This window comes from Paenibacillus solani (assembly GCF_050475945.1).
In the GTDB taxonomy this organism is placed as follows: domain Bacteria; phylum Bacillota; class Bacilli; order Paenibacillales; family Paenibacillaceae; genus Paenibacillus_AQ; species Paenibacillus_AQ solani_A.
In genome coordinates this window covers 155714-180431 of record NZ_JBCMXJ010000010.1, presented here as the reverse complement: position 1 = coordinate 180431, position 24718 = coordinate 155714, and the positions used below count along the sequence as shown (strand labels likewise).

The window sequence follows — 24718 nt, the reverse complement described above, 5'->3', positions numbered from 1 at the left end:
TGAATCCTACGGATACCAGCCTAATTTTTATTACTGTTCACGACCTCGGTAATCTTTTGGTCGATGCTGTCGATCGTCTTATCCAGATCGTCCTTATTCAGAATATACAGCTCAGCTTCCGGAATCACAACATTTTTTGCTTCCTCGGCATATTTGACAGGCACAGGAGCCGAACCCGGCACGGTGTTATGAATCGTATTTTTCAACGACTCCACATCTATCTTCGACGGGTCCTTGGAGGAACCCACAATTGTGTCGATCAGTTTATCCGTGTCCGACTTGGCCCAGCCGGAGAAGACTCTACCACCGATCTCAAGTCCCTCGGATGTATACCATCTGACGAATTGATAAGCAGCCTCTTTGTTTTTGGATTTTGCAGCCACAGCCATATAGGTCGGTTGAACCGGGGAGTAATGCTTGCTCTCCCCTTCCAGCTTAGGCAGAGGAGCAAATGCGGTTTCGAAGGTAGCCGGAATGGCATCCGTTCCACCAGACTCCGCTACCATCCAGTCGCCCATTGGGAGCATGGCGGCAAGCCCGTTGAAATATTGATTACGGTAAGCCAATTTTTGCGAAATAATGTCTTCGTACGGATTCGCGCTTTTATCCTCATACATCATCCGTTTCATCATCTCCAGATTGGCTTTCAACACCGGATCTTTGGCATTGGACGTCCCGTCCCCTTTGAGAAACGTGTTGTCCGACGGCTTGCTCATCAATTGAAGCTGGAAATAGTCAGGCCAATTGTGCAGGTAAGCGCCGTACCGTTTCTCTGCTCCGTCTCCCTTGGTCAGCTTCTTCGCATACTCCTCGAACTCTTTCCAGGTCCAATCCGTAGGAATCGGCAGACCGGCTTCTTCTAACATCGGTTTGTTCAAAATTACGAACCACCGCTGCATGGAGGATGGGAGTGCATATATTTTGCCGTTGACTCTGGTATCCACCAGATACTCCCCGTCGTATTGGTAACCCTCTTGTTCGATGTAGCTATCAAGCGCTTCAAAAAGTCCGATATCTGCCCGCTGCGAATAATTCGTATAAGGAAGTTCAACGATGTCGAGCTGATCGTTCGAGGCAGCCATCAGGTCCAGTTTTTGCATGGAAGCCAGTGAATCTCCTTTTTCGTTCAGAAGGTCCAGCTCCACCTTGATATTTGGATATTTCTTCTCGAATTCCGGTATGATCTTGCTCCACTGCGCTTTTGCATCCGTCTGCCAGGTGCTTAATTTCAATACAACAGGAGTTGGTTCTGCTTCCTTGCTTGATCCCGAACTGCCTGAAGCAGCCGGATCGGAAGTCGTGCCGCCACCGCCCCCACAGGCCGAAACGACAAGTGCTAAAGATAAGCTGAACAGCATCGCGGGTATTCTTTTGATTTTCATATAGACCCTCCTCTAATGTAACTGCTTGCGTTCATACATTGAAGTAAGTGCTTACAAAATCATCCTATCATGATCGATCTTTAGGCGTAGTTGCTAATTTTTACGGAAGCGAAACTATTTTGACTTATATCACCCCTTTACTCCGCCAAGCGAAATACCCTCGATGACCTGCTTCTGACCGATGGCAAAAATAATCAGCAGAGGCAGTATGGCCGATACTGCACCAGCCATCATAAGCGAATACACATCCCCGTATTGGTCCCCAAACAGCCGGATGCCAAGCTGGATCGTAAACAGGTCCTTGGATTTCAGGAAGATTAACGGGTACTGGTAGTCGTTCCATGTCCAGATAAACCGGAGAATGGCATAGGTAGCAACCCCTGGACGGATCAGCGGAAGGGCGATCTGCCAGAATGTGCGGAAATGACCCGCGCCATCCATTTTGCCGGACTCGATGTATTCGTTGTTCACGCCCATAAAAAATTGCTTTAACATGAATGCTCCGATAATGCTGAAGCTGTTGAGCAGAATCAGACCCGTATGGGTATCAATCAGATTCATCCAATTGAATAGTAGGAACTGCGGTACCAGGGAGGCTTGTGGCGGAACCATGTACAAGGCAAGAACTAACACAAACATCCCGTCTCTGCCACGAAACCGAAGTTTGGAGAAGCCATATGCGGCGAGCGCACACACAAACACGTTGATGACCGTTGTAGCTATCGTGATATAAATGGAGTTCCAGTAATAGCGTACAAACTGTCCGCTCCATACGGTTCGGTAATTCTCCACGGCATTCCAATGTTCCGGAATCCATTCAATCGGAAATTTGAATACGTCCGTTTCGAGTTTAAAGGAGGTCGACAACATCCATACAAACGGTAGAATGAACAGGACACCGATTAAAGCCATGACGATGGTCCAAATCAACTTGGATATATTTAATTTCATGGGGTACCTCTCCTCTCATTGAAATTTGTTTAAAAGTGCGAGTTTAAAAAGTCAGGCTTTCCGGCTGAATTCAATATTCGATGTCGATTAAGCTTCTTGTGCTGCTTCGTGATCAAAGGATGACTTTTTGAACAACCTCTAATAGTTGACCCATTTCTTCTGAACCAGCATCTGCGCACCTGTGATCAGCAGACAGATCAGGAACAGAATCAAGGCCATGCTGGAAGCGTAACCCGTCTTCAGCTGGTTGAAGGCCGTATCGTACAGCTCATATACAATGACGGTGGTGGAATTGGCGGGTCCGCCCTGGGTCAGCACCTGGATCAGATCAAAGATCTTGAAGGTACCGATAATCCCTGTCACCAGTAAGAAAAAGGTGGTTGGCGATATGCACGGCAGCGTAATGCTGCGAAATTTCACCCATGTATTGGCTCCGTCAATTTCAGCTGCTTCATATAGATCCTTAGGAATGGATTGTAATCCGGCAATATAGATGATGATGTTGTACCCGAGCAGGATCCACACTTGGATCATCATTAGAGACGGGAGTGCAAAGTCAATGTCTGCAAGCCATTTCGGCGGATTGTCGATGCCAAGGGACATCAGCATATTGTTCACGGGTCCGAGAGAGGGGTGAAACAGAACCTGCCAGACCATAGCCACAGCAACGATGCTCGAAATATAAGGAAGAAAATAAATAACCTTAAAAGCATCCTTAAGATAGACATGCCGGTCAATAAGCACCGACAGCACCAAAGCCACAATCATGGTAATCGGTACGGTAATAATGAAGACCAGGTTGTTCACCAGGCTTTGTATAAAAGCGCTGTCATGAAATAAGGTGATGAAATTGCTTAGTCCTGTAAATTTGATTGCACCCATTCCGGCTACGAAGTTCCATTTCGTAAAGCTTAGCAGCAAGGACCCGATAACGGGTATCAATGTCAGAATGAGAAGCCCAAGCATTAAAGGGGCAACAAATAAATATCCGGCGATTTGCTCCTTTGCTGCCATGCTGAGATGGGCGGATTTGTCGGTTCGTTTCATACGTCTCTCCTCCTGGGCATTTTTGCTTAGCACCCCGTTCGCTTGAAATCTTGGATCGAACCTGATGCTGCTTTTCTCATAAATCACTGTACCTTCATTGTAAAAAAGTCGCCTGCTGCTTATAAGAAATAGAAATGTGCGATTTGGAACAAATTTTACTTTTTGCGCGTTTGTGAGGATCATTATACATTCACAAAACGAGAAAAAGAGCTCAGCGGCTAAGTGCCAACTGAGCTCGCACAAAAAGAGAGCATGGATGGGTAAAATCCAGCTCTCTTCATTGGATCAACTATAATTGATCCGTTTATCTATTAATGCCAGGATTGGATGAACGCGTTAAGTACACTTTGAATGTATATCCGTGTTCCTTCCTGGATGTCTCCATCCCCTGAACGATCCAGATGCTTCAGCGCATTCTCCAACTGATGAACCGCTTGTTCGGGGCGGTCCTTCCCATAGTGAAACAGTGCTTGACGGATTGCATTAGAAAGCTGCTTTGCGAGCGGGTGTTGTATCTCACCTTGATCGATTCGAGATTGGATCAATTCGGGCAGCTGATCCGGCGTGACCGTCTCCATATAGGTTATGGATGCATCATCATAATACGCCTTCGTTGTCCAAAGTTGGGAACAGAAAAAGACCAGTCTGACGTATGCTGCATTATCCGGAGCGACGGCGTTCATCTCAAGCTGCTGCCATTTACCACCGCCTGCTGTAATTTGAAGCGAGGTCCCGCCCACTTGCTTATGGTTGGCATCATAGTAATTCATTGAAGCGAGGGTGCGTCCTTCCTGCAGGTAAACCTGGAATCTCGCCGAATACGCTGTACCTGGTATTACGGGAATGGAATCGGATGCGACCGCTACCGTTTCCGTTGTGGAAGTGTCCGTTATTTTCAGGCTGCTAGGCCCACTTACAGTCTGCTCATCACTTAGCCCAAAAGACACGTTTGGCGTTATATTGAACAAGGAGCTCCAGCCCGGGATCACCCCGTTATCTGCAGGTTGGTCAAAGCTTCCGTTCATTAGAGGGAGCTCGATCGGGATGTGTACGGCTCCGTTGCCCTTCGTCACTTCGATTTTATTAAGTAACGTATCATCTGAATAGTAGATATGCCCGTCATCGCCAAGCGTCATCAATTGCGTTGACGACAGCGAGATTGCAGATTCCGGGTCATTTGGATCGACTACGGTTATTCTGCCCGCAAGCGTCGTAACCATATAGCCGTCCTCGCTCCACCGGATGTGAACTGGACGCCATCTTCCATAATTGGATACGGACGGATAAATATTGGCGCTCTTCACAATGTCCATTGTCTCAGGATCCATCGCGAAGATTAATCCATCCGCTGCTGCCCAGAGCATTCCGTCAGGACCGAAGCTAAGTCCGCTAATCATAGCAGGCTGAATGGATGCGCCGGGAATTGCAGGAACGAATTCTTGAAGCTTTCTTCCACTGGCGATATCCCATACAAAGATTTTAGCTGCCGTCTCGGTCGGATCGATCCCCAGCCCGCCAGCGACGGTCGTTGAACCGTACAGTTTGCCGTCTCGGATGGCAAGGCCGACGATCGATTGGTTGTGCACAACATCTTCATAGACAGTAAAACCGTTCTCAGGACCGAGCGACGGATTGTACACGGTCAGTGATCCGCCAAGTTCGCCGTAGTCTGGAATGGTGCCGATAAACAACTTGCCTTCGCCCGGCGTCATGGCGAACGGTCTGTCTTGTTGAGGAATTTTATATATCTCTTTGGGATTGACCCCATCCTGAATCGGCTGGTTCACATCCAGCTCCCAGATATAACCTCCCGGATAAAGACCGAAGTACATTTTGTCACCAAGCGCAGCCATCCCTTCCGCCTGCCCTAAAGAGAAGGTTTCTATTTCACCGGAAATCGGGGAATATGCCGCCCCTTTCCCGCCCGGATAACCGCTCATGTACAGCTTGCCGTCCGGCCCTTTCTCCAGCGTCTGAATCGGAATCGGATTACCGGAGAACGGGTAGGTAACCGACTTGACCTTCTTCGTCTCCAGGTTCATGTAAGCCACCGCTCCCGACCACATGATGGTAGCCAGCGATTTCCCAGGGAGCTCCGGATCGTTTGGCATCTCGACCCACGCAGTATTGCGAAGGTAGGTGGAATATTCGATTCCTGTGTCGACCGCTTCCATCGTGATAAAATCGAGTTCCATCAACCGGTTGTTCTGTACGAAATATACCTTGTTGCTGCCCGGCTCGCCAAAGGATAAGCGAATTCCCTTATTGTGCAGAAAATAGGTATCGCTCCAATCCCCGGCTTCCGTGTCATAGAACAGCAAAGCGTTATTCCCGCCGCTCAAGCCAGCTACGATGTATTTGCCTGCCGCATCAAGCTGATACACTTGCGCAGTCTGTACCGCACCGCCATATGTCGGCAGCGGAATCTGTTCCTTCTCTCCCGTATCCACGTTCACCTTTACAAGGCTACCCTGAATACCGATACCAGCATACAGGTATCCATTATGATAGGCTGTGGCTCGGGTATAACTTTGACCAGGCATTACGTTGCCGTAATCCTTCATCTCGCCGGTGGAGGGATCGTATCGGCCAACCTTGGCATTCGGATAAGAACCGAAATATACTCTGCCCAGTTCGTCATACGTCAGCCCGTATACGACACTCTCGCCGATCCCGCCCAGGTCGCGCAGCTCCTTCGTTGCAGGCGAATACGTATACAGCTTGCCATTACCGCCAATATAGACTGTACCGTCCGGCAGCGTGATATGCGTCCAAGAGCTCTCGGTTCCTTCCAATCTGTATTTGCGCAGCACCTCCTTGCTCACCAGATCAACCACCTGGAAAATGGCGGGCTTGCCAGTTACCGTTGTATACATGACATCTCGGCCATCTTCTTTTCCGAAAGTCGCGTCAAAGACAGCTACATTCTCAATCGGGGAACCGATGGAGACCGGCTCGCCGAACGCTTTGTCCACCCGGGCCTCCGCCGGAGCCGTGAGCCACCATTGCGAAACCATAACCAACATGAGCGAAAGAATGGATACAGTGCTTCTTTTTGCGTACACGATCCTTTTTGACATTACTGTAGTCCCCCATTTCCTATGAATTTTGTAAGCGCTTTAAATTGATTCGTCAACTGATTCACGCGATTTCTTTTACCCCCTCCTCATGCTATAGTTCTTCTTTCTGAAGCAATAAAGAACAGGCGCCAGAACTCGATTGATATCGGATTTTAGCTCATTCCCCCTTCTTGATCATGGTCAATACCATCGATGTCACCATGATCCATAATTTATTGCCTGTACAGTCATTCGCTCTCTGAAGGTGTCCGATGTGATCTACTACTGTGCAATCCTCCAACATCAAGCGAGCATAAGACTTAATAGGCTGCTTTAGTATAAGGACACCCTCATATTTTAGTAAAGTTGCAAATTTCCATGGGCTGTTGTTTTTTCTGGTCTGGCCGCTTATCAAACCCTGCACATGAATCAATTAAGGGGGAAAATAATGTGTAGAAATTGCTAAATGGGTAGAAAAACATAAACGGATGAACATACTGTGGGGAGATGATTGTTCCCGAAGTATTGTTTTCTGAGGATGCATGGCATGGAGGACACAAAACATTAACGGCCGCTTCTCAGAGCACAGGTTACATCTGAAATCTTTGGATTGCTTTAAACGAAGTCTAAGAGACTGTTACCTTGGTCTATTCTTTCCTTTTTTTATTTCTTTTTTTTCTTCTAAAAAAATCGAACTTGATCACATAATCAAAAAGAGAGGTAATAACAACAGCTCCAAGTGGAATCATTGAATATACCCAAAATGGATTATTTGGAGCTTCACCCGGAGGGGCATCCGTTAAAATCTCAAAAAGGACGACACAATAAATCATGGCAACTACAATACCTGTTATGTTTCTTTTTTTCATAGCTGTTTCCACCTCAAGTTTAAGCTTTGTTGTTCAATTATCGATGATTCAGATTAAGATAGCTTTTGAAATCTTGGATTTCTAACGATATTATGTTTTTGTCTTCCCGGCAATCATTATTAACACATGACTTGTACCGATAAAACAAAAAAGCCGCTATATTAGCGACTTTCTTAGGAACCATGTTCTTGTCTCCCCACAACTTTGAATATGTGTCCAAGATCACTTATTGTGCCCTATATCCTTTCAACTACTTATTCCTCTGCTTTGCAACTTGCATACCACCGATGAAAAGCATGATAATCCCAATTACGGCTAGAATTATCTGAACTATGAATGGACTCAATGAAAACACAGTTTCACCTTGCCAGTGCAATCCGAACAACGTTTCATTTAGTCCCACCATCGCCAATATTGGCTTAAGAAGCAAACTGAGCGCTAATAATACGATCCCGCAATTAATCTTGCTATTCATTGATTCAAAACCTCTTTTCCAAGTAAGATAAATGAAGCGTGAATATGTAGTTATACGATGTTTATTGCTAAATGAAATACGGCAAAACTTCTTAATATGATAAATTATTGTTAGAGTAAAAATAGTAAGAATTTGTTTTCTTTCATTTTCTTTATAAACTTAACAATTCCTCGAACAATAATGATTGACAAAATGATAACAATGACTGGACCAACTTCTAACATAAAAACAGGAATTAAACCTGATAATGAAACAAGAATCTCGTAAATAAAGAAATAATCAACGATTCCAGCAACTACAATAGACATTAAGATGAATTGAAATTTCTGATAATAATAACTTAGTTTATAATAAGCTCTTCTTAAGTAATCAAAAGCTTTCATACTTCACCTCAATGTAATTTATTTACAACATGATACGTTTACGTTTAAAAATGGTTTCAAATGAAGGTTTAAACAAATCTGCCCTCTAGTTGAACAAAAACAGCCGGTCCATGTGGATCGGCTGCCTACTACTATTGAAACATAATCTTTTCATATTTCTCCAAATATTCAATTGGAATAGCAAGACCTACGGTGGTAGAATGGTCTTCCTGTGATGTAGTTGTTGTGGCATACACAACTGCAATAACCTTCCCCTTATTGTTAATAACAGGGCTGCCGCTGTTTCCGTTATGAATTGGCGCCTGTATCATCAGCATAGGAAGCTGGAGACTTTCTGATGGTGTTAAACCTAGCACTGTGCCTTCAGTTGCGATTCGGTAGAATCCTAGCGGATTTCCGATAACATGAATAGGGTCGCCTTCCTCATACGCTATCTCTGTTTCCAATTGCAATGTAGGTAGGTTGTTCGCATGGTCTCTAATTTGAAGTATGGAGATATCGATCTCGCTGTCACTTACGATAACATCTGCCAGATATGTTTTTCCATCAAGGAATTGGATTATGCCAGCCTTGTCATTATCCATAACATGTTGATTCGTAATAATGATTCCGTTTGGAGCGATATTAAACCCTGTACCTTTACGATCGCCGATACTAACGTTGACAACGGCTTGCTTATATTGCTGGATCTGTTCATCTTGTGATAACTGTGAATCCTTTTTCAAAAACCTTAGTGTCGGTAGATTATATACCTGCGGTATAAAAGCAATTAGATTACCGAGTAGCAGAATGGCCAGCATAACAATAATTGTTTTTTTGATCCATGTTCTTTTTGGCGGGGGATTAAGCTCATCTTCTTCATCGTCATCCTCCAGGTTCCACAATTCTTCTTGCCATTCAACTGGGATATCGGTATCATCTACCGGATCGGCGGGTGTTTTGGGATCATTCAGCTCATCGTTACGGATGGGAAATACCTCCCTACTAATGAGAAATAGAATAAAAACAATGATACAAGATGATTATACCAAACCTTGGCATACTGTGATCGGAAACGGCTGGATAAACGTATAATACTAGTAAAACAAGCTACAATCTCATTGGACTGCAGCTTGTTTTTTATTATTTATCATTTTGGTTTTGAAAAATACAGATTGCCAAACCTACTCATTCATGTGATAATTATAGTTTTCCTACTAAGAATATGATAGTGTCGGAGGCGTAAGCGTGGAGCGATATCCTTTCTCCTATGATCCGTCAGAACCGTTCGTTAAGCAGGTCGGCGATTGGGTTGCGGATGTTTTTTATGATGTGTTACCTGAACATGGATTTGATGTCCGTGATGAACAAATATTTATGGCTTACCAGTTGGAAAGAGCCTATGCTGATAAGAAAACTATTTTTGCAGAAGCTGGGGTAGGTACGGGAAAAACACTCGTGTATCTGCTTTATGCAGTTAATTATGCAAGATATACACGTAAGCCTGCCGTGATTGCCTGTGCAGATGAGTCGCTCATTGAGCAGCTTGTGAAACAGGAAGGCGACATAGCTAAGCTTGCCCGTTATTTGGACTTACAGATTGATGCACGGCTCGGTAAATCTCCTGATCAATATTTATGTCTTAAGAAAATAGACGGTGTTCGCCTGCAGGATGAAGATGCGGCGGTTATTGAAGACGTGTATGAAAACCTTCCTGATTTTGTTCATTCTCCAGGAACGATGCAATCTTTCTACCCTTACGGCGATCGTAAGGATTACCCACATCTGAATGATGAACAGTGGAATAAGATCAACTGGGATTCATTTCAGGACTGTTTTGTATGTGATAAAAGACATCGCTGCGGCATGTCCTTATCTCGGGACCATTATCGAAAATCTACAGACCTTATTATCTGCTCCCATGATTACTACATGGAACATGTGTGGACCTATGAGGGAAGAAAAAGAGAAGGTCAGCTTCCCCTCCTCCCTGAACATAGTTCTGTTGTCTTTGACGAAGGACACTTACTCGAATCGGCTGCACAACATGCCCTCAGTTATCAGCTGAAGCATAGTGCATATGAAGAGATTATTACTCGTCTTCTAGATGGAGAGATCAGAGAAACGCTAGCTGAACGAATTGAAGATTCCATTGATCAGAGTCAGCTTGTATTTTCTCTGGTAGCGGAGCAAAGTACAGCGATACCCGGTTCTGATCGAAAACAAATCCACATTGATGAGAAGCTTCTAAAAGAACTGAATCGCTGGAAAAGTACCATAGAAGCTATTGATGAAGAACTGGTCTTTGAGAGTGGCCTGTATACGCTTGATGAATATAAGCTGCGTATCGTTGAAGAGCATCTGGAGATGATCCAAACTGCGCTCCATCTGTTTCGTGAGTCAGATACCTACATTTGCTGGGCGGAAGAAAATGACGATGGTGCTGCAACACTTGCCATTATGCCGCAGACGGTCAAGGAAGTGCTAGAGGAACGGGTATTCGGTCTTCAGATGCCGATTGTATTCTCGTCAGCAACCTTATCGGTAGATGGATCTTTTGATTACGTAGCGGGAAGTCTCGGAATCAGCGAGTTTTTATCCTTTTCCGTGGATTCTCCGTACGATTATGAGAAGCAGATGAAGCTATTAGCACCGAGTGAACTTTTGCAAGATGGAGAGATTGGGACTGAAATTGCTGCTGAGAAGAAGCTGGACCTGGCTGCCAAGTTGATCAAACGTACCGGAGGACGAGCTCTATTGTTATTTAGAACAATGAATGAGCTGCACGAGTTTAAGCAAGCCGCTTCGCACCATCCATCTCTCACATCTTATACCATGCTGTATGAAGGTGATCGTGAGATTAGCAGCCTTATCTCTGAGTTTCAAAATACAGAGGAAAGCGTGCTCTGTGCGGCAAGCCTATGGGAGGGTCTGGATGTGCCTGGACCTTCTTTATCCAACGTTATAATTTGGTCACTGCCTTATCCCCCGGAAGATCCTGTTTTTATAGCTAAACGGGAAGCTGCTGATTCAGCATATGAAGAAGTAGACCTGCCATATATGCTGCTTCGCTTACGGCAAGGATTAGGTAGACTCATTCGCTCATCGACGGATCAAGGGATTGCAGCCATCTTGGATGCGGAAATTTTGCTCAATCAGCATGTCAGAAATCGAGTTGAAGCCGTATTGCCGCCTGGAGCTACACTTGAAGTAGAATCGTTGTAGACATTCGAAATCTTTTAATTGGAAACTGGAAAAAGACCTGTTCTTTAACGCAGTTCAAGTCAGAAAGTAGACTTGGAGTGTGTCAGAACAGGTCTTTTTTATATATGTTTGTTACTGAAAATAAATATCATAAATAGTAAATACAGCGTGTGAATGACCAATCCGATCATGAAATAAACATTGGCTAAAAGTGGTTCGTTCTGTATGTACAGATGAAGCACCTTCGCCGGCCAATATGTAGGAACTCCAGCTCCGAGGTATCCCCAGGCATTGGGTATGAAGTAAGCAACTACAGGGCCTATGATCAACAAGCCTCCGATTTTCGATAAGGCTAGCCCTTCTACCTTATTTTTTGCAAATGCCGCCAGAAGTAAAGCGAACAGTGGGGCCTCCAAAGCAAGTAATAACAAGACAATTAGATACTCCATGCGAAAAAAAAGAAGACCGGAAAAACATAAGTATAACAAGGATAAGACAGTAGATAGCATCGTAGGAAGAGCCAGCCTGTAAACTAAATAACCTCGACGCATGAACGGTGTCACCGAATAATATGCAATAACATTCTCATCACGTTCGTCAAGCATTAACAAACCTACAAGCATTCCGATAAGTAAAGGGGGTATAATCATCAAGAATGAGGCTGAAAAAACACGATATTCCTCCAAGTTAAAAGAATAGTATGATTCGAGCCAATATGAAGCAACGGGAAAACCATACCGTGATAATAGAAGTAATGCGAGTGGTCCAATCAATGCTGCAGTCAAAACCGGATCTCGCCAAGCATACCGGAGATCATTCGCGAGGAGGGCTCTATATTTTACCATTCTTCGTTTCCCCCTCACCGATATGCATCAGTACATGCCGTTTGTATGTGCGATATGTCCATAAGTAAGCCCCATAATTCCAAATGATCAGGATGGTTATAGAATATAGAATTTCTAACAGATTCTCTCCCCCTTTAGGTGAAACCAGCAGACGTAGTGTCCCCTCTGTCGGCAGAAAAAGAAATAAATCCGTATACCACCAATCGAAGAATCCGAGCAGTGGGAGGACGAAGGGCAACGATTTAACCTGGATCATCAGAATAAAGCCGTTGATGGTTCGGTAGCGTGCCGCCACGCCGATCGATAACAAGGTCATGAATGATGAGGTGAGCAAGATGCCCACAGAGAATGCCAGTGGTGAACCCGGTAAACTGCCTGAGGCCAAATGAATGACCCATCCTGCCATAAGTGACAACAGAGAGAGCGAACCTGATTTTGCGAGCAGATATTCCCGCAAATGAATTGGGGAGACGAACAGTGGATCATGAATCCCTTGGTCCCTTTCCAGTAGAACGATACCGCCTGCCATAATTAAACCTAAAGCACAAGGATCGCTAAAGGTTAAGACAACTGCCGCTTCATCCCGATACGGCTCAGGTATAAGACGGAGTAGTACCCAATAAACGGCGCAAACCAATAGGTAAACAAAGTAGAATCCGTGCCGCCATTGGAAACGCAAATCGAAGGTAAATAGAGCTAAGCCTCTCATAAAAGCTGCCTCCCTGTTACCTCTATAAATATTTGTTCTAATGTCGCTTCCTGCGAATGAATGGTTTCAGGAGGATACTCCTGAATGAATCTAAGAAATTGATCATTCTCTCCAATTCCGCCAAGAGGAAATACCACTTCCTTCAATTCACTATCTCTTCGGTACTCGATACGAATCGTCTTCTTCCCTTTGCGGAGTTTCAAATCCCTTGGTGAATCAATTAATTTGATTTCGCCATCCACGATGAACGCAACGCGATCGCAAAGTTCTTCTGCAGCCTGCATATTATGCGTCGTTAATAGTATCGTTTTACCTGCCGCTTTTTTTGCCAGAATCATTTCCTTCATTTTTTTGGCATTGACCGGGTCCAATCCGGAGGTTGGTTCGTCCAGAAATAAAATATCCGGATCATGCAGCAGTGCTCGGCAAAAATTTAATCTCATTTTCATCCCCTTGGATAACTGGGAAACCTTCATATGTGCTGCATCGGAAAGATCGACCAGTTCCAGCAGCCGCATGGGTTCCTCTATATTCCCACTATAGAGGGAACGAAATAGCTTCAAGTTTTCCAGTACCGAAAACTTGTCATAGAAGTTCGGGAATTCAAAGGCAACCCCAATCCGTTCGTAATAGTCCGGACCCATTTTCCTAATTTCCTTATCCATTACTTTTATACTTCCATGGTAACCCTTTAGTACTCCGATCAAGAGCTTTTGAGTTGTGCTTTTACCTGCGCCAGATGGACCGAGGAAGCCAAAGATTTCTCCACGCGGAATCTCAAAATTTAGCCCGTGAAGCGTTCTTTCCTTTTGTCCCGGATACGTGAATTGGAGGCCTTTTACATCTATCATACCTGATCTCCTTCCCCCACTTGCTTCGACATAGATAGCATACCTGTAGCGAGTACTTCTACAAGCAAGTCTATTGTTGCGGTGAAATGCTCCTCTCCGATTTCGTTCTTATGGAGCGTCAGCAGCATCAGGGAACGGATCATGCTAACGATCGTTTCGGGTGCCACATCGGCTAAAATGCCCTCCATCTGCCAGGCAGCGATCACAGGGCGAAGCGCATCATGATCCTCGGTAAAATTGTGCTCCAACAGTGATGGAGGCAATTTCCTAAATAATTGTTCCATCTCACCCTGGCTCATCATTTGGCGCAGTAACGGACTTTCATCCATCATATGGAACGAATGCAGAAGAAACCGTTTTATGCCTTCCTTGCTGCAAGTTTCACCAGGAGGGAATAATTCCAGAATGGTTTTGCGAATTCGTTTCTCCTCTTCCTGTATCAATTCAAAGTACAGTTCCTCTTTCGAGCCAAAAAACATGTAAAACGAACCTTGCGCAATCCCTGCCGCTCTAGTTAACTCTTCAATGCTTGTTTTTTTAAGTCCCATCTTTTCGAAGCAGTGTCGTGCCTCCTTCAACATTTTATCGCGAATCCAATCCCGTTCCTGATCGGTAAATTTTTTGGGCATATTAATCCATCTCCTGATACTTTATGATTGTATGAATAAATTTATTTTATATTCACAAAATACTCTTCCTCAGCTCGAATGTCAATTAATTTGGTGTTTCCAAGAAATCTTCATGGGTTTCTATGGCATGGATCACTGTTGATGAATATCTCATGGGCCTTATTCAAGGCAAATGTACGCGTCAACCGTTTCCTATGGCTTCTAATGGTTGCTGTTGTTCGTTCTATTCCACGCACTCCTGATGTATTACACAATTAATGGGATTAGTTTCTTAGCTTCTTGCCTGGCCAGTGAAAGTAAATACAATCTCGGACTGGGGGCTGTGTTTGTATTACTACAAATGCTCGGTGATACTGGAGAGAGGTTGAACTGGATGGGGAATTAGCCTTCGCATAATATCACTTCCGATATGATTATTTGTTTAAACAAATGAAGAGCGGAATTAATCTACTACTCTACTGATTTCCACTTCAGTCTTTTGGTAGTCACTGAGGCCATGTGCACTCTGCTTCAATGGTAGTATCAAGGTTTTGAGTTGTTGGAGCGGTATAATCGGACGGTGTTCTTGTCCCATACCAAAACGGGAATCACCCCAATTGAACTGGAGTAGATTCCCGCTGTTTTAGTGCTTATTATTCTAAATAACCTTCGGCAAGTTTCATCAAGGTTTCTTTGCTTACTTTATTCAGGTCTCCACTTATACTATAGGCGTATTTTACCTTTTTGTCTGGGCTCTCGTATACCCATTTCAGCTCGTGCCACTGCGAAGGACCAAATTCGGTATGCAGCATTTCTACTCCCTTCACTTGAACCTTCTCCTGCTTAAATTCAACTTTCTCGTCAATATACCCTATCGGCGCGCTTTTCCCGCTCAGATTATTGATCATAACTACGATTTCATCTTCGCCATTTTGATACGTAACATTGAGAAGGGATAACTGATCTGTCATTTCCACAGGCATCATGGCATATCCCTTATTGGACTCTTCCGCCTGCTTTCTCAGCTTTTCTTCAACTCTCTTTTTTTCTTCCGAAGAAGGAGGATTCACTTCCTGAGCATTTTTAAAGATTACGTCCGCCTTTTGGAATGTATAGTTTCCATTGACTTTGTCTGCGATCTTAATGGATTTATCCGTAATCTTATCGCGCAATTGAGAAAGATCTTGGAAGTTAGTCACCTTCGTTCCAAGAATTGTTTCATGATTCGGGTTATTGGCAACCATATAGAACAGCCCAGCTTCCCCGTTCTTTAGCACCTTATCCTTAAGTTCATAAAATACCTTGTAACGCTCTATCTCATCTTTTGATTCTGTTTTTCCGTACTCTTGCGTCGATTTAGTCTCATATACGACTTCGCCATCCTTATTCGTCAAAGAATGATATTGAACTGCCGCATAACCCGTGGAGGCCATTAACATCATTCCTACAAACGCAGTCAAAGCAACCTTATATTTCATAAAAAAACTCTCCTTTTCTTTTGGCTTAGCATGTAGTGTTCTCATTACTTTTCCTGTCAAGTCGACGTCGGGAATGCGATGGTCATCAAACAGTTTTTTCAAATCCCGATCCCTGTCCATATTCATACTTTCCCACTCCCTTCGCTTGAGCATAATACTTTCGAAATTTTGCAGATGTACGTTCGTATTTCTTACGAAGGCTGGTGCTGTTTTTGCCGAGAATCAATTCGATCTCCTGGTAGCTTTTATCCTCGATACAGCGTAAGATTAACAAGTTGCGCTCATCCGCCGTTAATTTTGACATGGCTTGATGTACGGATTCATCAAAATAGTTGGCTTCAATATGTAAATCGACTTCATTATTTTCTTTATCATCCTGATAAAAGAAAGGTAAATATTTCACCAACCTTCGTTTACGGATAATGTCGATACATTGATGGTATGCAATCTTGTATATCCAGGCGTTAAAATTGATCTGATTTTGGGTGTATTTGTTCAACATGCGGAAAGTCTTCAAAAATACTTCTTGTGCGTTATCCTCGGCTTCGGCATAATTCCCAAGCATATGATAACAGTAGCGAAAAATCGGTTTTTGATAAATCTCCATGATTATCTCGAATTTTTCTGTCTTCCCATCCAACACCTCTGCAATGACCTGACTTAACTCCGTATCATTCAAGCCGTCTCCCCCCTTTCACTCTATACAACGAACAGCTCGCCCCATAATGTGACAGTACCAAAAAATAAACTACAATCTAAACCGAGAGTTTAATTAGTTATTATCCTGACCGTTAGCTTAACAAAGGCAGCCGATCATAATGATCAGCTGCCTTTCTTATATTGATTGTGCTTTGTATCCCGTTAGTTTAATCTGCATCTATCCAACTTTTCTGTTCATGATTTAGATATATAATGCATGATAGCACTGTGCAGGAAGTCTGCGAAGTCTTCATTGCCATATTGATTAATATGGTTTTTCATTCGTATATCGTATTTGTACGTATCGGCAATGCAGGTCAGCAGATTTGAATCACAAGTCATGAGCTGCTCCAAATGCTCCCTCCACTCTGCGATTAATCGCTGCACTATAGCGGAGGAAGGAGACTGATTCATATTGGATGCAATATTTTTAAACACTTGTTCAACACTAGAAAACAGCTTCACTCTTTCATCTGATGATAATTTTTCTAATCTTTCATTATACTCTTTATAGGCCTCTGTCTTGCCATAAAAGAAACTCGCCTCATTCGCATATTGTTCTTGCAATGGCAACACGGAGGAACTATCAAAAACATGCAAACTGCCAATATCTTTCCCTGAAACGTACTCATCGATAGCGGTCTTGATCGTTTCTAGTTTTTTTATTCTTGCTTGTAAAACATGACTTTGGTTGTTCATTATTTGTTTCTGTTCTTTCCTGGTGAGCTTTAAAATGTCCGCAATCTCTTTCAAAGAAAAATCCAGTTCCTTTAGGAAAAGAATCGTTTGAAGTTTTTCCAAACTGCTTCGATCATAGAGGCGATACCCTTTCTCTGTCAGGTGCGTCGGTTTAAATAAATGAATTCTATCGTAATAATGAAGGGTACGAGCTGTAATGCCGGTAATCTGAACTATATCTTTAACCGTTAATAATTGTTTTTTCATCCCAAAATCCTTCTACTTCGTCTAGTATTTGAGCAGCAGGTGTTATGGTGGCCTCAAAGATCGTTTTTCCGGTTTTTCTTAAATAATACTGAATTAGATGATATCCACAAGCGTAGCCAGCACTATAAGGCATATTGACCGGTTGTAGATTTTGAAGCTTGGCGATCTCATCACCGTAAAGATACGGGGCCAATTGATCAAACCCGGTCAATTGTAATTGCTCTCTTAGTACAGGCTTTATGTGTGTGTTAAGTATTTCTGCGTTTGTTCTTGTTACCCAAGGGCCGAGAAGTTCCTCTCCAAACATGAACGTTGCATAGTTTTCAGCTAATCCTTCACTTACAAGTAGCTCGCCCAAATTAACGGTGTGGTCCCACTGAATGAATTGATATCGTACATTATGGTTACATTCGTGTGCCAGCGCAGCCTTCATTCGAGGAATGGTGTACTCATTCGGCAAGAGTGTACCCCAGATAAATCCCGGAATGCCACCAAACCCGCTATATCCTTCATTTATGGTTAAGGCATGGCTATCCGGATTTCCTAGTTGAATGGTAAACAAATAATCGGATACGGGGAGGTTAATTTCATGCTCTACAAATAGATTAAGGCTTTTCTTCACAGCATGCTCACACTCTAACCAAAATGATTCGGACGAAATCAGCTCAATCTCTGCACAAATCTGAGAGCTAATCTGATCAGGGGATCGATGCATCATACTATTAAACGTAATAACGTCAAAACCATTCGACTCTTCAGCTCTAAAAGGGATCTGTTGAATTTGCCATTGCTTCATAAAGGGAGCCATCATTTCATTTCTGAATAATTCAAGCTTTTCTTCGGGCGAAGCTTGGGCAACTTTTTGATAAATTCGGTCTGAACGCAATGTTTTTATGTTCATATCTCTCACTCCTAGTTATGTATTCATAGAGAATTATGCACTATGACCTAACGTCATGGTCAAGAACTATGAATCAAATACTGAAAAGAACCTTTTTGCGGTTATTTACAATCCTTCTCGAAAAATTCTCCACGTAAATGCACCGATTTATCGAATTGTTCAGAAAGCAACTGTGCTACGGTTGATTTTCAACTGCAAGCCAATGGATCTTCTTGTGACATTTTGTTTACATATTGATCAAACTTTAGCGATATCTGCTCGATATAGTGGAAAATGTATGGATGCGCGAGGTCAAGTAATCACTGCACCTAAAAACAATAAAGGAGGAATATCAATTGTCAGTAGTATTACATTCGCCGGATGGGTCTCCCCATGAAAACAACACCGATAATCGGGAAAAGCCGGCACCTAACCGTTCGGGAGGTGCAGGGCGCCTTACGGCCCTTGATGCTGCGAGAGGTTTGGCCGTGATCGGCATGTTTTTACAGCACTTCGCATTAAACGAACGAAATGCATTCGTGGCAGGGAATACGACGCTATTATTTGTTCTCTGTGGAGGCATTTCCTACTCGATTATGGCTGGACGAATGAAAGAACGCGGGACGGATGCAACCGTTTTTCGATCAAGAATGCTTGCTCGGGCAGTATTTGTGGATGTGATCGGCTACTTGCTTATCCTGCTAAATACCCCTTATGGTATTATCTTACCCGCCTATGCTGCCATGTTCGTCTTGGCATTGGTACTGGTTCACCGTTCGACGCGCGCACTTGTGTACACCACACTTGCCCTGCTGTTGTTAGCCCCACCGCTCATGCTTTTAGGAATGAGCGTCTTATCGGGTGCGTATCTGCTCCAAGATATTGCCGGTGGTCCGATGTCTGCTCTCGCACTTGCACCTGCTTTTGTAGCAGGTATGGTGATTGGACGTCTCGACCTGACCAACAAGCGAAGAGTAATGTCACTTGCAATCTGCGGTTCTATTACGCTCGTCATCAGCAAAGCAATAGGTGCTTATGTTCTCCCAGATTTAAGTATAGCATTTAAGTCGTGGCTCGTTAGTGTTCAAGGTCCGCATGCCACTCCGCCTGACCCATATGCCATATGGCCACTTAATGCCGATCCGCCGCTCTGGCACATGCTCCTAGCGACAACGCCTCATACTGCATCTACGTTTCAAACGCTTATTGGACTTGGCATTGCACTTCTGGTAGTAGGACTAATGTTCCTCGTTCCGAGAAAAATGATCGTTATTTTAACTCCCTTTGCAGCAGTCGGCCGTGTGGCACTTACGATGTATGCTGCACAGTTCGTCGTTGTTTGGGTACTTACGCTATTAGGGGTCGAATATAGCTTAAGCGAAATTTCACTTGGTGATTTACTCGTCGTGGTAATCACGCTGGTGATCGGCTGGATTCTTGCTCGTTTACCGAATGGTCCGCTCGAGTCCATCATGCGACGTTTCGACCAGATATTCAGTTCCTTCGGTTCAGCACCGACACTCAAATAGAAAGTTCTGATGGTACTATCAAAAATTCATGTCAAACAGTCCACCCTTGGGTGGACTGTTATTTTGGTCATTTAGCGTCAACCGCCGTACCACGAATGGGCCTGTACCCTTACCTCCCATCTGAACTCATCATTTCAACGTGTGAACGAAGCAAATTCATCCAAAAGTAACAAACCGACTAATGAGTCATACATCAGATGAAAGATATGAAAAGGTTTGCTTGATCCCGACGCCGTAGGTACCGTGATAAAACGATCTCCCTCTGGGATAATCCGCCATAGTAAACAGTATTCTCTCTGGTCTGCATGTTACTAACCGCACAATGATGCCATTTTGTACGACGTTGGAGCGTTCCTAGATGTCAAAGCTTTTTCTTCTTGGGCAATGTGCAATTAACCCCACTCGAACTCGAATGGGGTTACATACCATGAATTATGCCGGTTCTTCCTTAAGTTGCATCATCCGGTGGATTATCACCGCAGCCTGTACCCTGTTGGCGCTTTCTTTTGGACCGAAGGTGGTCAAGGTAACGCCTTGAAGGATTCCTTTTTGGGTCAACAAGGCAACGGCATCTCTCGCATAAGGGGCAATGGTATCTTTATCGGTAAATTTAGAAAATGATTCGTCGATGCTGTTAATTGAAGTATGCTCAGTGAGCTTCAGAACATTAGCAGCCATTTGAGCCATTTCTTCTCGCGTAATAGCTCGATTGGGCTCAAAACGACCGTCTCCCAAGCCATTAACTAGTTTGGACTCAACAGCTGCCGAAATATAAGGATAGAACCAACTTGACGTTGGAACATCGGTAAAGGAACTTCCGGCTTGTGCATCGGTTTGATTAAAGCCCTTTACGATCATCGTCGTAAATTCTGCACGAGTCAATTGCTTCGTTGGTTCAAAGCGATTTCCGCCTGTACCTTGCAGAATCCCTTGACTTGCCAATTCGCGGATTTCATCTCCTGCCCAAGATTCAACGCTTTTTAAGTCATTACACGCTACATTTGATCCGGAATCCTGAGTCTCAGTTGAAACTGAATTGAAGATGGAATTGGCCAGCAATCGGTATTGATGCTGAGAATGGGCCGCGTTCGTCAAATCGTTAGAAAACACCGTCACATTTTTGTTATTTTCTTTATAGGTGAAAGCCATGATTTGGCCCTTGGCGGCATCATGTCCTGGCCACCAGCCCGACTTGTAAAAATGGTCTTGGTCGCTGAATGTAGCAAGCACTTTTGCTGTTTTGGGAACAGATGTAATATAGGAGCCGGATACGGTATATAAATGCTCCTGTTCATCGTAAGGTCCGGTGATGACATTATCCTGGTTGACGTCTGCCAAGAATACTCCTTCGTATCGCTGCCATCCTGGCCCCTTATAGGAGAATCCGGGAATCAAGTCTTGGATATTCATCATGCCCATGTATCCATAGGCGATATAAGGTTTTCCCTTCTCCACCATATCGGAAAAATCGAATGTATTGACGAGTACATCAGCCTTCGTCTGATCTGAAGTGACATCGAAGCCCATTCCTTCCAATACAAATACGGCCTCACCTAGCGCTGCTACTGTCGAACGTCTAAGTTCCTTTCCATCCGGTTTGTTGTTGCCAAATGAACTCACGTTAAGAAAATATTTTGAAGCTAGTGGATACAAGTCGACATAGGAAACAACGAAATCACCCATTTCGTGCCCTTCACCGCGTGAAGTAAGCATGGTCACATCCTTGCCTGCAGCAAGTAAATGATTTACTGCTTGGATTGCGTCGTTATTGGTATTGCCGATCAGCACGTAATCTGTATGGCCAGGCACTGTCGTCGCTGGAAGCGAAACCGAGGTTACCGGCATTGTCTTACTTGTAAATGCAAGCGGCTTTCGGATAGCATATGAATCAAAACCGCGCAGATCAGGGAAATTTTGAACAATTTCTCCGGCGACAGATTCATAATCGGATACATCCACTCCGTCATACAAGACTAGATTAGCTATCCCTCTCAATGCCTGATGCATATTGACAACAAATGATCCTTCAGGATATGTCTTACCATCAATGCTGACAGCTTCTGTGGAACGTTCGACCTGAACCCCATTACGAAGAAAATACTCAATCATACGGTATGCTTCAAGTGGATTTTTTTGAAGCTTCTTGTCGATTGGCAACACGTAATATTCCGGGAAAAAATTCTGCATCCCCTGACGTGGACGACCGATTTGATTATTTTTAGCATTGACCAAATATGGATCTACTGCATGATCGTCAATATTATGAACCCCGCGTTTATAAATCTCTAGTTGGGTTACAAACAGTTTTTCTTTATTATTCATCACGTAGGATGTAGCTGCTGCTGTACTGTAGTATAAGGCCTTTGTGGATTCTTCGTTATTCTCGGGAACCTCGAGCGTGTGTCCCAATGCACCATGATGCATGGCGAATACTGCTGTGTAGGCCGGTGACGCATCATCCCATCCTGAAGCCACACCCTTAGACTGATAACTCGGTTCTTCAACGGATTTCCGGTGTTCTTCGTAAGGAATATGATAATAATGATAATTCGTATTGGCTATTCCGGCTTCACCCATGGCTTTCGCTTGTTCTACCATATTGTCTATCATCAAATCATATTCGATGTTTGGATCATGCGGCGGCGTGGCCGGTTCAACGAGAAAACTTCTATCGAATCCATGTAAATCCAGAAACGACAGAGGAGACCATTTTGCAATCTGTTCCGTAACGCTGCGTGACTCTGGTTGGGTTTGGTAGGAGTTGTCCCGGTTCAAATCGAAGTCATTAGCGTTCCCTCTTGTCGTATGAACGCGTCCATCCGGATTGTTGGTATAAACGAATATGAAGAACACATGGTCTAACGCATCTTCTACATTAAGTGAGACTTTGCTCGGTTTCCCAGTCGGCAAAGTAGTGTTATACGTTATGCTCTTATCCAAAGCTATGGACTTAAAATAGTTAAAGATCGCATCGACTCCAGGGGACTCATTTGGGTGAATATTATTTATCCAGACCGGTACAGCATAGTCACCGAATGCACCCGATTTAATATCCTCCTGTAATTGTTCGGGATTATTCATCATGGCCGGATGGGTTACATTTTGATATTTGTCTACAGTCGCCTTATTCTTGGCAACAATCGTAAAATAAATATCTCGACCTTCCACTGACTTTCCGATGGATGTGGTTTCAATGTATCTTCCATTTTTCTCAGCTGCTTGAGCTGTCACGGCATCTATCTCCGGCTTCAGCTCATCATAAGTAATGAAGCTTTCGTAAGGTGTTAATTTCACGGGTGCCTGGGCAATAATTTGTCCATTAGCCACCGCTGCCAGTTCATATGTGCCCATTAGTGACCCAAATCGCTGGGCCTGCAAGCGTGGCTCGGCCAGATTGGTCGAACCAAAAGGCAGATCAAAGGTAACGTTGGCCGTAAACTCTCCATTAATCACCTTCTCACCGCTAACCGTGATGAAAGCCGGACCGGTGTAGTCACCTTGTTCGAATGTTTTCCATTCAGATAGTGGTTTATCATCATACGTCCAGCGTATACTTTCCGCTTTCACACCTATTGGAAGATCAAACTTGACTTGAAATGTTCTCTTCTCCGTCATCGATGCAACATGGTTGCTCATTTTTAATATTTGAGTTGTCACTGGGTTCTTCACGTTCCTCTGTGCGGACTGAGCCAAAACCATGCCGTCAGGAATCGTGTACATCAAGACCAAAAGTGTTACCAATAATGTGATTACACTTTGATTCATTGTTTTCTTAATCATCTTGCTCCTCCTTTTCATTTTACCATCCCTCTGGTCCCTCATGTACTATTGTTGTTCTACATCGCCAGCTTCAGCGGGATCTGGCTCATGTGCTTCAATCATATTCCGGACATACTCCTTAAGATCATTGCTGCTTGACACGGTCAGCACTGCTGCACTTCCAACATAGGTCTCTTTGAGCAACTCCATCGGAGGGATTTGCTCACTTGCCTCGACCTTGCTCTTATATCCGACCGATGCCAGTTGCCACATGTCGTCAACCGACAGATTCGTATCAATATATGGACTGACTTCTTCTAGTATGGAAGGCAGCTTCATGATAGATGTCGCGCTTTTCATTTTTTCGACGATGGCATTGATGAAATCGCGCTGGCGTTTCGTTCGAGCATAATCGGACAGAGCATCATGACGAAAACGAACATATTGAAGCGCAGTGGTCCCGTCTAAATGCTGCTCTCCTTCTTTCAGGTTGATATCGTACTCATGCTTGTCGGCAATACTACCATAGTTCATATCCTTCTCAACATAAAAATCAATCCCCCCTACAGCATCCACAAGTTTGATAAATCCCTGGAAGTCTGTGTATACATAAAATTGGATTGGAATACCAAGCAAGTCACTTACTGCACTCATAGCCGTCTTGGGTCCGTGCGTTATCGCTGTGTTAATGCGGTTCTTGCCATGATCCGGGATATCGGTATAGGTATCACGGAGAATAGAGAATACATGAATACGCTTATGAACAGGGTCTAAGGAAACCACCATCATGCTGTCAGATCTGGGAATCTCGCCTTTTGTGCTTCCTCGAGCATCAACTCCCATTAATAAAATATTGACTGGCTCCGTGCCTAACCACTTGGGAGGTTCTACGACTTTCTCATCATTCGCCATCACCTTAGAAAAAGGAGAGTTATCCGAAGTTTTATTTAAGCCTTCCAAGATTTTATAAATTGACAAGAAATAATAAAGTCCAAAAGCGACTACTGCAAGTAAAATGATGATTAGTATGGCTGCTTTTTTTTTCTTTTTTAGCGGCATATGGTTA

At 43.8% G+C, this 24718-nt stretch carries 19 protein-coding genes; 2 read left to right on the top strand and 17 right to left on the bottom strand.

Annotated elements, in window-relative coordinates; genetic code table 11:
* Positions 1–20: 20 nt before the first annotated feature.
* From ABEQ74_RS11915 to ABEQ74_RS11885, 7 genes are all read right to left on the bottom strand, one after another.
* On the bottom strand, positions 21–1382 hold the full coding sequence (locus ABEQ74_RS11915; RefSeq protein ID WP_430122398.1) for an ABC transporter substrate-binding protein: 1362 nt from the start codon (positions 1380–1382) through the stop codon (positions 21–23).
* Positions 1383–1511: 129 nt separating this feature from the next.
* Positions 1512–2333, bottom strand: coding sequence for a carbohydrate ABC transporter permease (locus tag ABEQ74_RS11910; protein ID WP_430122397.1), 822 nt, complete (start codon positions 2331–2333; stop codon positions 1512–1514).
* Positions 2334–2471: 138 nt separating this feature from the next.
* On the bottom strand, positions 2472–3380 hold the full coding sequence (locus tag ABEQ74_RS11905; protein WP_430122396.1) for a carbohydrate ABC transporter permease: 909 nt from the start codon (positions 3378–3380) through the stop codon (positions 2472–2474).
* Between the two features lie 311 nt (positions 3381–3691).
* Positions 3692–6460: an FIMAH domain-containing protein gene (locus tag ABEQ74_RS11900; protein WP_430122395.1), complete on the bottom strand. Its 2769-nt coding sequence runs from the start codon at positions 6458–6460 to the stop codon at positions 3692–3694.
* 626 nt (positions 6461–7086) lie between these two features.
* Positions 7087–7308: a hypothetical protein gene (locus ABEQ74_RS11895; RefSeq protein ID WP_430122394.1), complete on the bottom strand. Its 222-nt coding sequence runs from the start codon at positions 7306–7308 to the stop codon at positions 7087–7089.
* Between the two features lie 585 nt (positions 7309–7893).
* A complete protein-coding gene (locus ABEQ74_RS11890) occupies positions 7894–8166 on the bottom strand; it encodes a hypothetical protein (protein ID WP_430122393.1) in 273 nt (90 codons plus the stop codon).
* Positions 8167–8297: 131 nt separating this feature from the next.
* The gene (locus ABEQ74_RS11885; protein WP_430122392.1) at positions 8298–9050 is read right to left on the bottom strand and encodes a S1 family peptidase; all 753 of its coding nucleotides are present in this window, start codon (positions 9048–9050) and stop codon (positions 8298–8300) included.
* 343 nt (positions 9051–9393) lie between these two features.
* Here ABEQ74_RS11885 and ABEQ74_RS11880 point away from each other — a divergent pair, with 343 nt between their 5' ends.
* A complete protein-coding gene (locus ABEQ74_RS11880) occupies positions 9394–11370 on the top strand; it encodes an ATP-dependent DNA helicase (protein ID WP_430122391.1) in 1977 nt (658 codons plus the stop codon).
* 98 nt (positions 11371–11468) lie between these two features.
* Here the strand turns inward: ABEQ74_RS11880 and ABEQ74_RS11875 are convergent, their stop codons facing one another.
* The 8 genes from ABEQ74_RS11875 to ABEQ74_RS11840 form a co-directional block, all read right to left on the bottom strand.
* On the bottom strand, positions 11469–12194 hold the full coding sequence (locus tag ABEQ74_RS11875; RefSeq protein ID WP_430122390.1) for a hypothetical protein: 726 nt from the start codon (positions 12192–12194) through the stop codon (positions 11469–11471).
* On the bottom strand, positions 12181–12903 hold the full coding sequence (locus tag ABEQ74_RS11870) for an ABC transporter permease (RefSeq protein WP_430122389.1): 723 nt from the start codon (positions 12901–12903) through the stop codon (positions 12181–12183). Before ABEQ74_RS11870 ends, ABEQ74_RS11875 begins: the two co-directional genes overlap by 14 nt.
* Positions 12900–13754 carry an ABC transporter ATP-binding protein gene (locus ABEQ74_RS11865; RefSeq protein ID WP_430122388.1) on the bottom strand — a complete coding sequence of 285 codons (855 nt, stop codon included), beginning with the start codon at positions 13752–13754 and terminating at the stop codon, positions 12900–12902. The genes ABEQ74_RS11870 and ABEQ74_RS11865 overlap by 4 nt, the downstream gene beginning before the upstream one ends.
* Positions 13751–14383, bottom strand: coding sequence for a TetR/AcrR family transcriptional regulator (locus ABEQ74_RS11860; protein WP_430122387.1), 633 nt, complete (start codon positions 14381–14383; stop codon positions 13751–13753). Before ABEQ74_RS11860 ends, ABEQ74_RS11865 begins: the two co-directional genes overlap by 4 nt.
* Positions 14384–15015: 632 nt before the next feature.
* Positions 15016–15942 carry a hypothetical protein gene (locus ABEQ74_RS11855; protein ID WP_430122386.1) on the bottom strand — a complete coding sequence of 309 codons (927 nt, stop codon included), beginning with the start codon at positions 15940–15942 and terminating at the stop codon, positions 15016–15018.
* The gene (locus ABEQ74_RS11850) at positions 15926–16519 is read right to left on the bottom strand and encodes an RNA polymerase sigma factor (protein WP_430122385.1); all 594 of its coding nucleotides are present in this window, start codon (positions 16517–16519) and stop codon (positions 15926–15928) included. The genes ABEQ74_RS11855 and ABEQ74_RS11850 overlap by 17 nt, the downstream gene beginning before the upstream one ends.
* A gap of 215 nt (positions 16520–16734) precedes the next feature.
* The gene (locus ABEQ74_RS11845) at positions 16735–17484 is read right to left on the bottom strand and encodes a MerR family transcriptional regulator (protein WP_430122384.1); all 750 of its coding nucleotides are present in this window, start codon (positions 17482–17484) and stop codon (positions 16735–16737) included.
* Entirely contained in the window at positions 17459–18385 is a 927-nt protein-coding gene (locus tag ABEQ74_RS11840) for a DUF2268 domain-containing protein (protein WP_430122383.1), read from the bottom strand. Before ABEQ74_RS11840 ends, ABEQ74_RS11845 begins: the two co-directional genes overlap by 26 nt.
* Positions 18386–18720: 335 nt before the next feature.
* Here ABEQ74_RS11840 and ABEQ74_RS11835 point away from each other — a divergent pair, with 335 nt between their 5' ends.
* Positions 18721–19893, top strand: coding sequence for a DUF418 domain-containing protein (locus ABEQ74_RS11835; protein ID WP_430122382.1), 1173 nt, complete (start codon positions 18721–18723; stop codon positions 19891–19893).
* A 432-nt stretch (positions 19894–20325) separates the two neighbouring features.
* Here the strand turns inward: ABEQ74_RS11835 and ABEQ74_RS11830 are convergent, their stop codons facing one another.
* On the bottom strand, positions 20326–23673 hold the full coding sequence (locus ABEQ74_RS11830) for a M14 family metallopeptidase (RefSeq protein ID WP_430122381.1): 3348 nt from the start codon (positions 23671–23673) through the stop codon (positions 20326–20328).
* Positions 23674–23718: 45 nt separating this feature from the next.
* Entirely contained in the window at positions 23719–24711 is a 993-nt protein-coding gene (locus tag ABEQ74_RS11825) for an LCP family protein (protein ID WP_430122380.1), read from the bottom strand.
* Positions 24712–24718 lie beyond the last annotated feature (7 nt).

What these genes read in the sequence shown, in the direction of transcription:
- ABEQ74_RS11915 (WP_430122398.1), bottom strand. Translation starts at nt 1,382, where the DNA reads ATGAAAATCAAAAGAATACCCGCGATGCTGTTCAGCTTATCTTTAGCA.
- ABEQ74_RS11910 (WP_430122397.1), bottom strand. Translation starts at nt 2,333, where the DNA reads ATGAAATTAAATATATCCAAGTTGATTTGGACCATCGTCATGGCTTTA.
- ABEQ74_RS11905 (WP_430122396.1), bottom strand. Translation starts at nt 3,380, where the DNA reads ATGAAACGAACCGACAAATCCGCCCATCTCAGCATGGCAGCAAAGGAG.
- ABEQ74_RS11900 (WP_430122395.1), bottom strand. Translation starts at nt 6,460, where the DNA reads ATGTCAAAAAGGATCGTGTACGCAAAAAGAAGCACTGTATCCATTCTT.
- ABEQ74_RS11895 (WP_430122394.1), bottom strand. Translation starts at nt 7,308, where the DNA reads ATGAAAAAAAGAAACATAACAGGTATTGTAGTTGCCATGATTTATTGT.
- ABEQ74_RS11890 (WP_430122393.1), bottom strand. Translation starts at nt 8,166, where the DNA reads ATGAAAGCTTTTGATTACTTAAGAAGAGCTTATTATAAACTAAGTTAT.
- ABEQ74_RS11875 (WP_430122390.1), bottom strand. Translation starts at nt 12,194, where the DNA reads ATGGTAAAATATAGAGCCCTCCTCGCGAATGATCTCCGGTATGCTTGG.
- ABEQ74_RS11870 (WP_430122389.1), bottom strand. Translation starts at nt 12,903, where the DNA reads ATGAGAGGCTTAGCTCTATTTACCTTCGATTTGCGTTTCCAATGGCGG.
- ABEQ74_RS11865 (WP_430122388.1), bottom strand. Translation starts at nt 13,754, where the DNA reads ATGATAGATGTAAAAGGCCTCCAATTCACGTATCCGGGACAAAAGGAA.
- ABEQ74_RS11860 (WP_430122387.1), bottom strand. Translation starts at nt 14,383, where the DNA reads ATGCCCAAAAAATTTACCGATCAGGAACGGGATTGGATTCGCGATAAA.
- ABEQ74_RS11845 (WP_430122384.1), bottom strand. Translation starts at nt 17,484, where the DNA reads ATGAAAAAACAATTATTAACGGTTAAAGATATAGTTCAGATTACCGGC.
- ABEQ74_RS11840 (WP_430122383.1), bottom strand. Translation starts at nt 18,385, where the DNA reads ATGAACATAAAAACATTGCGTTCAGACCGAATTTATCAAAAAGTTGCC.
- ABEQ74_RS11830 (WP_430122381.1), bottom strand. Translation starts at nt 23,673, where the DNA reads ATGATTAAGAAAACAATGAATCAAAGTGTAATCACATTATTGGTAACA.
- ABEQ74_RS11825 (WP_430122380.1), bottom strand. Translation starts at nt 24,711, where the DNA reads ATGCCGCTAAAAAAGAAAAAAAAAGCAGCCATACTAATCATCATTTTA.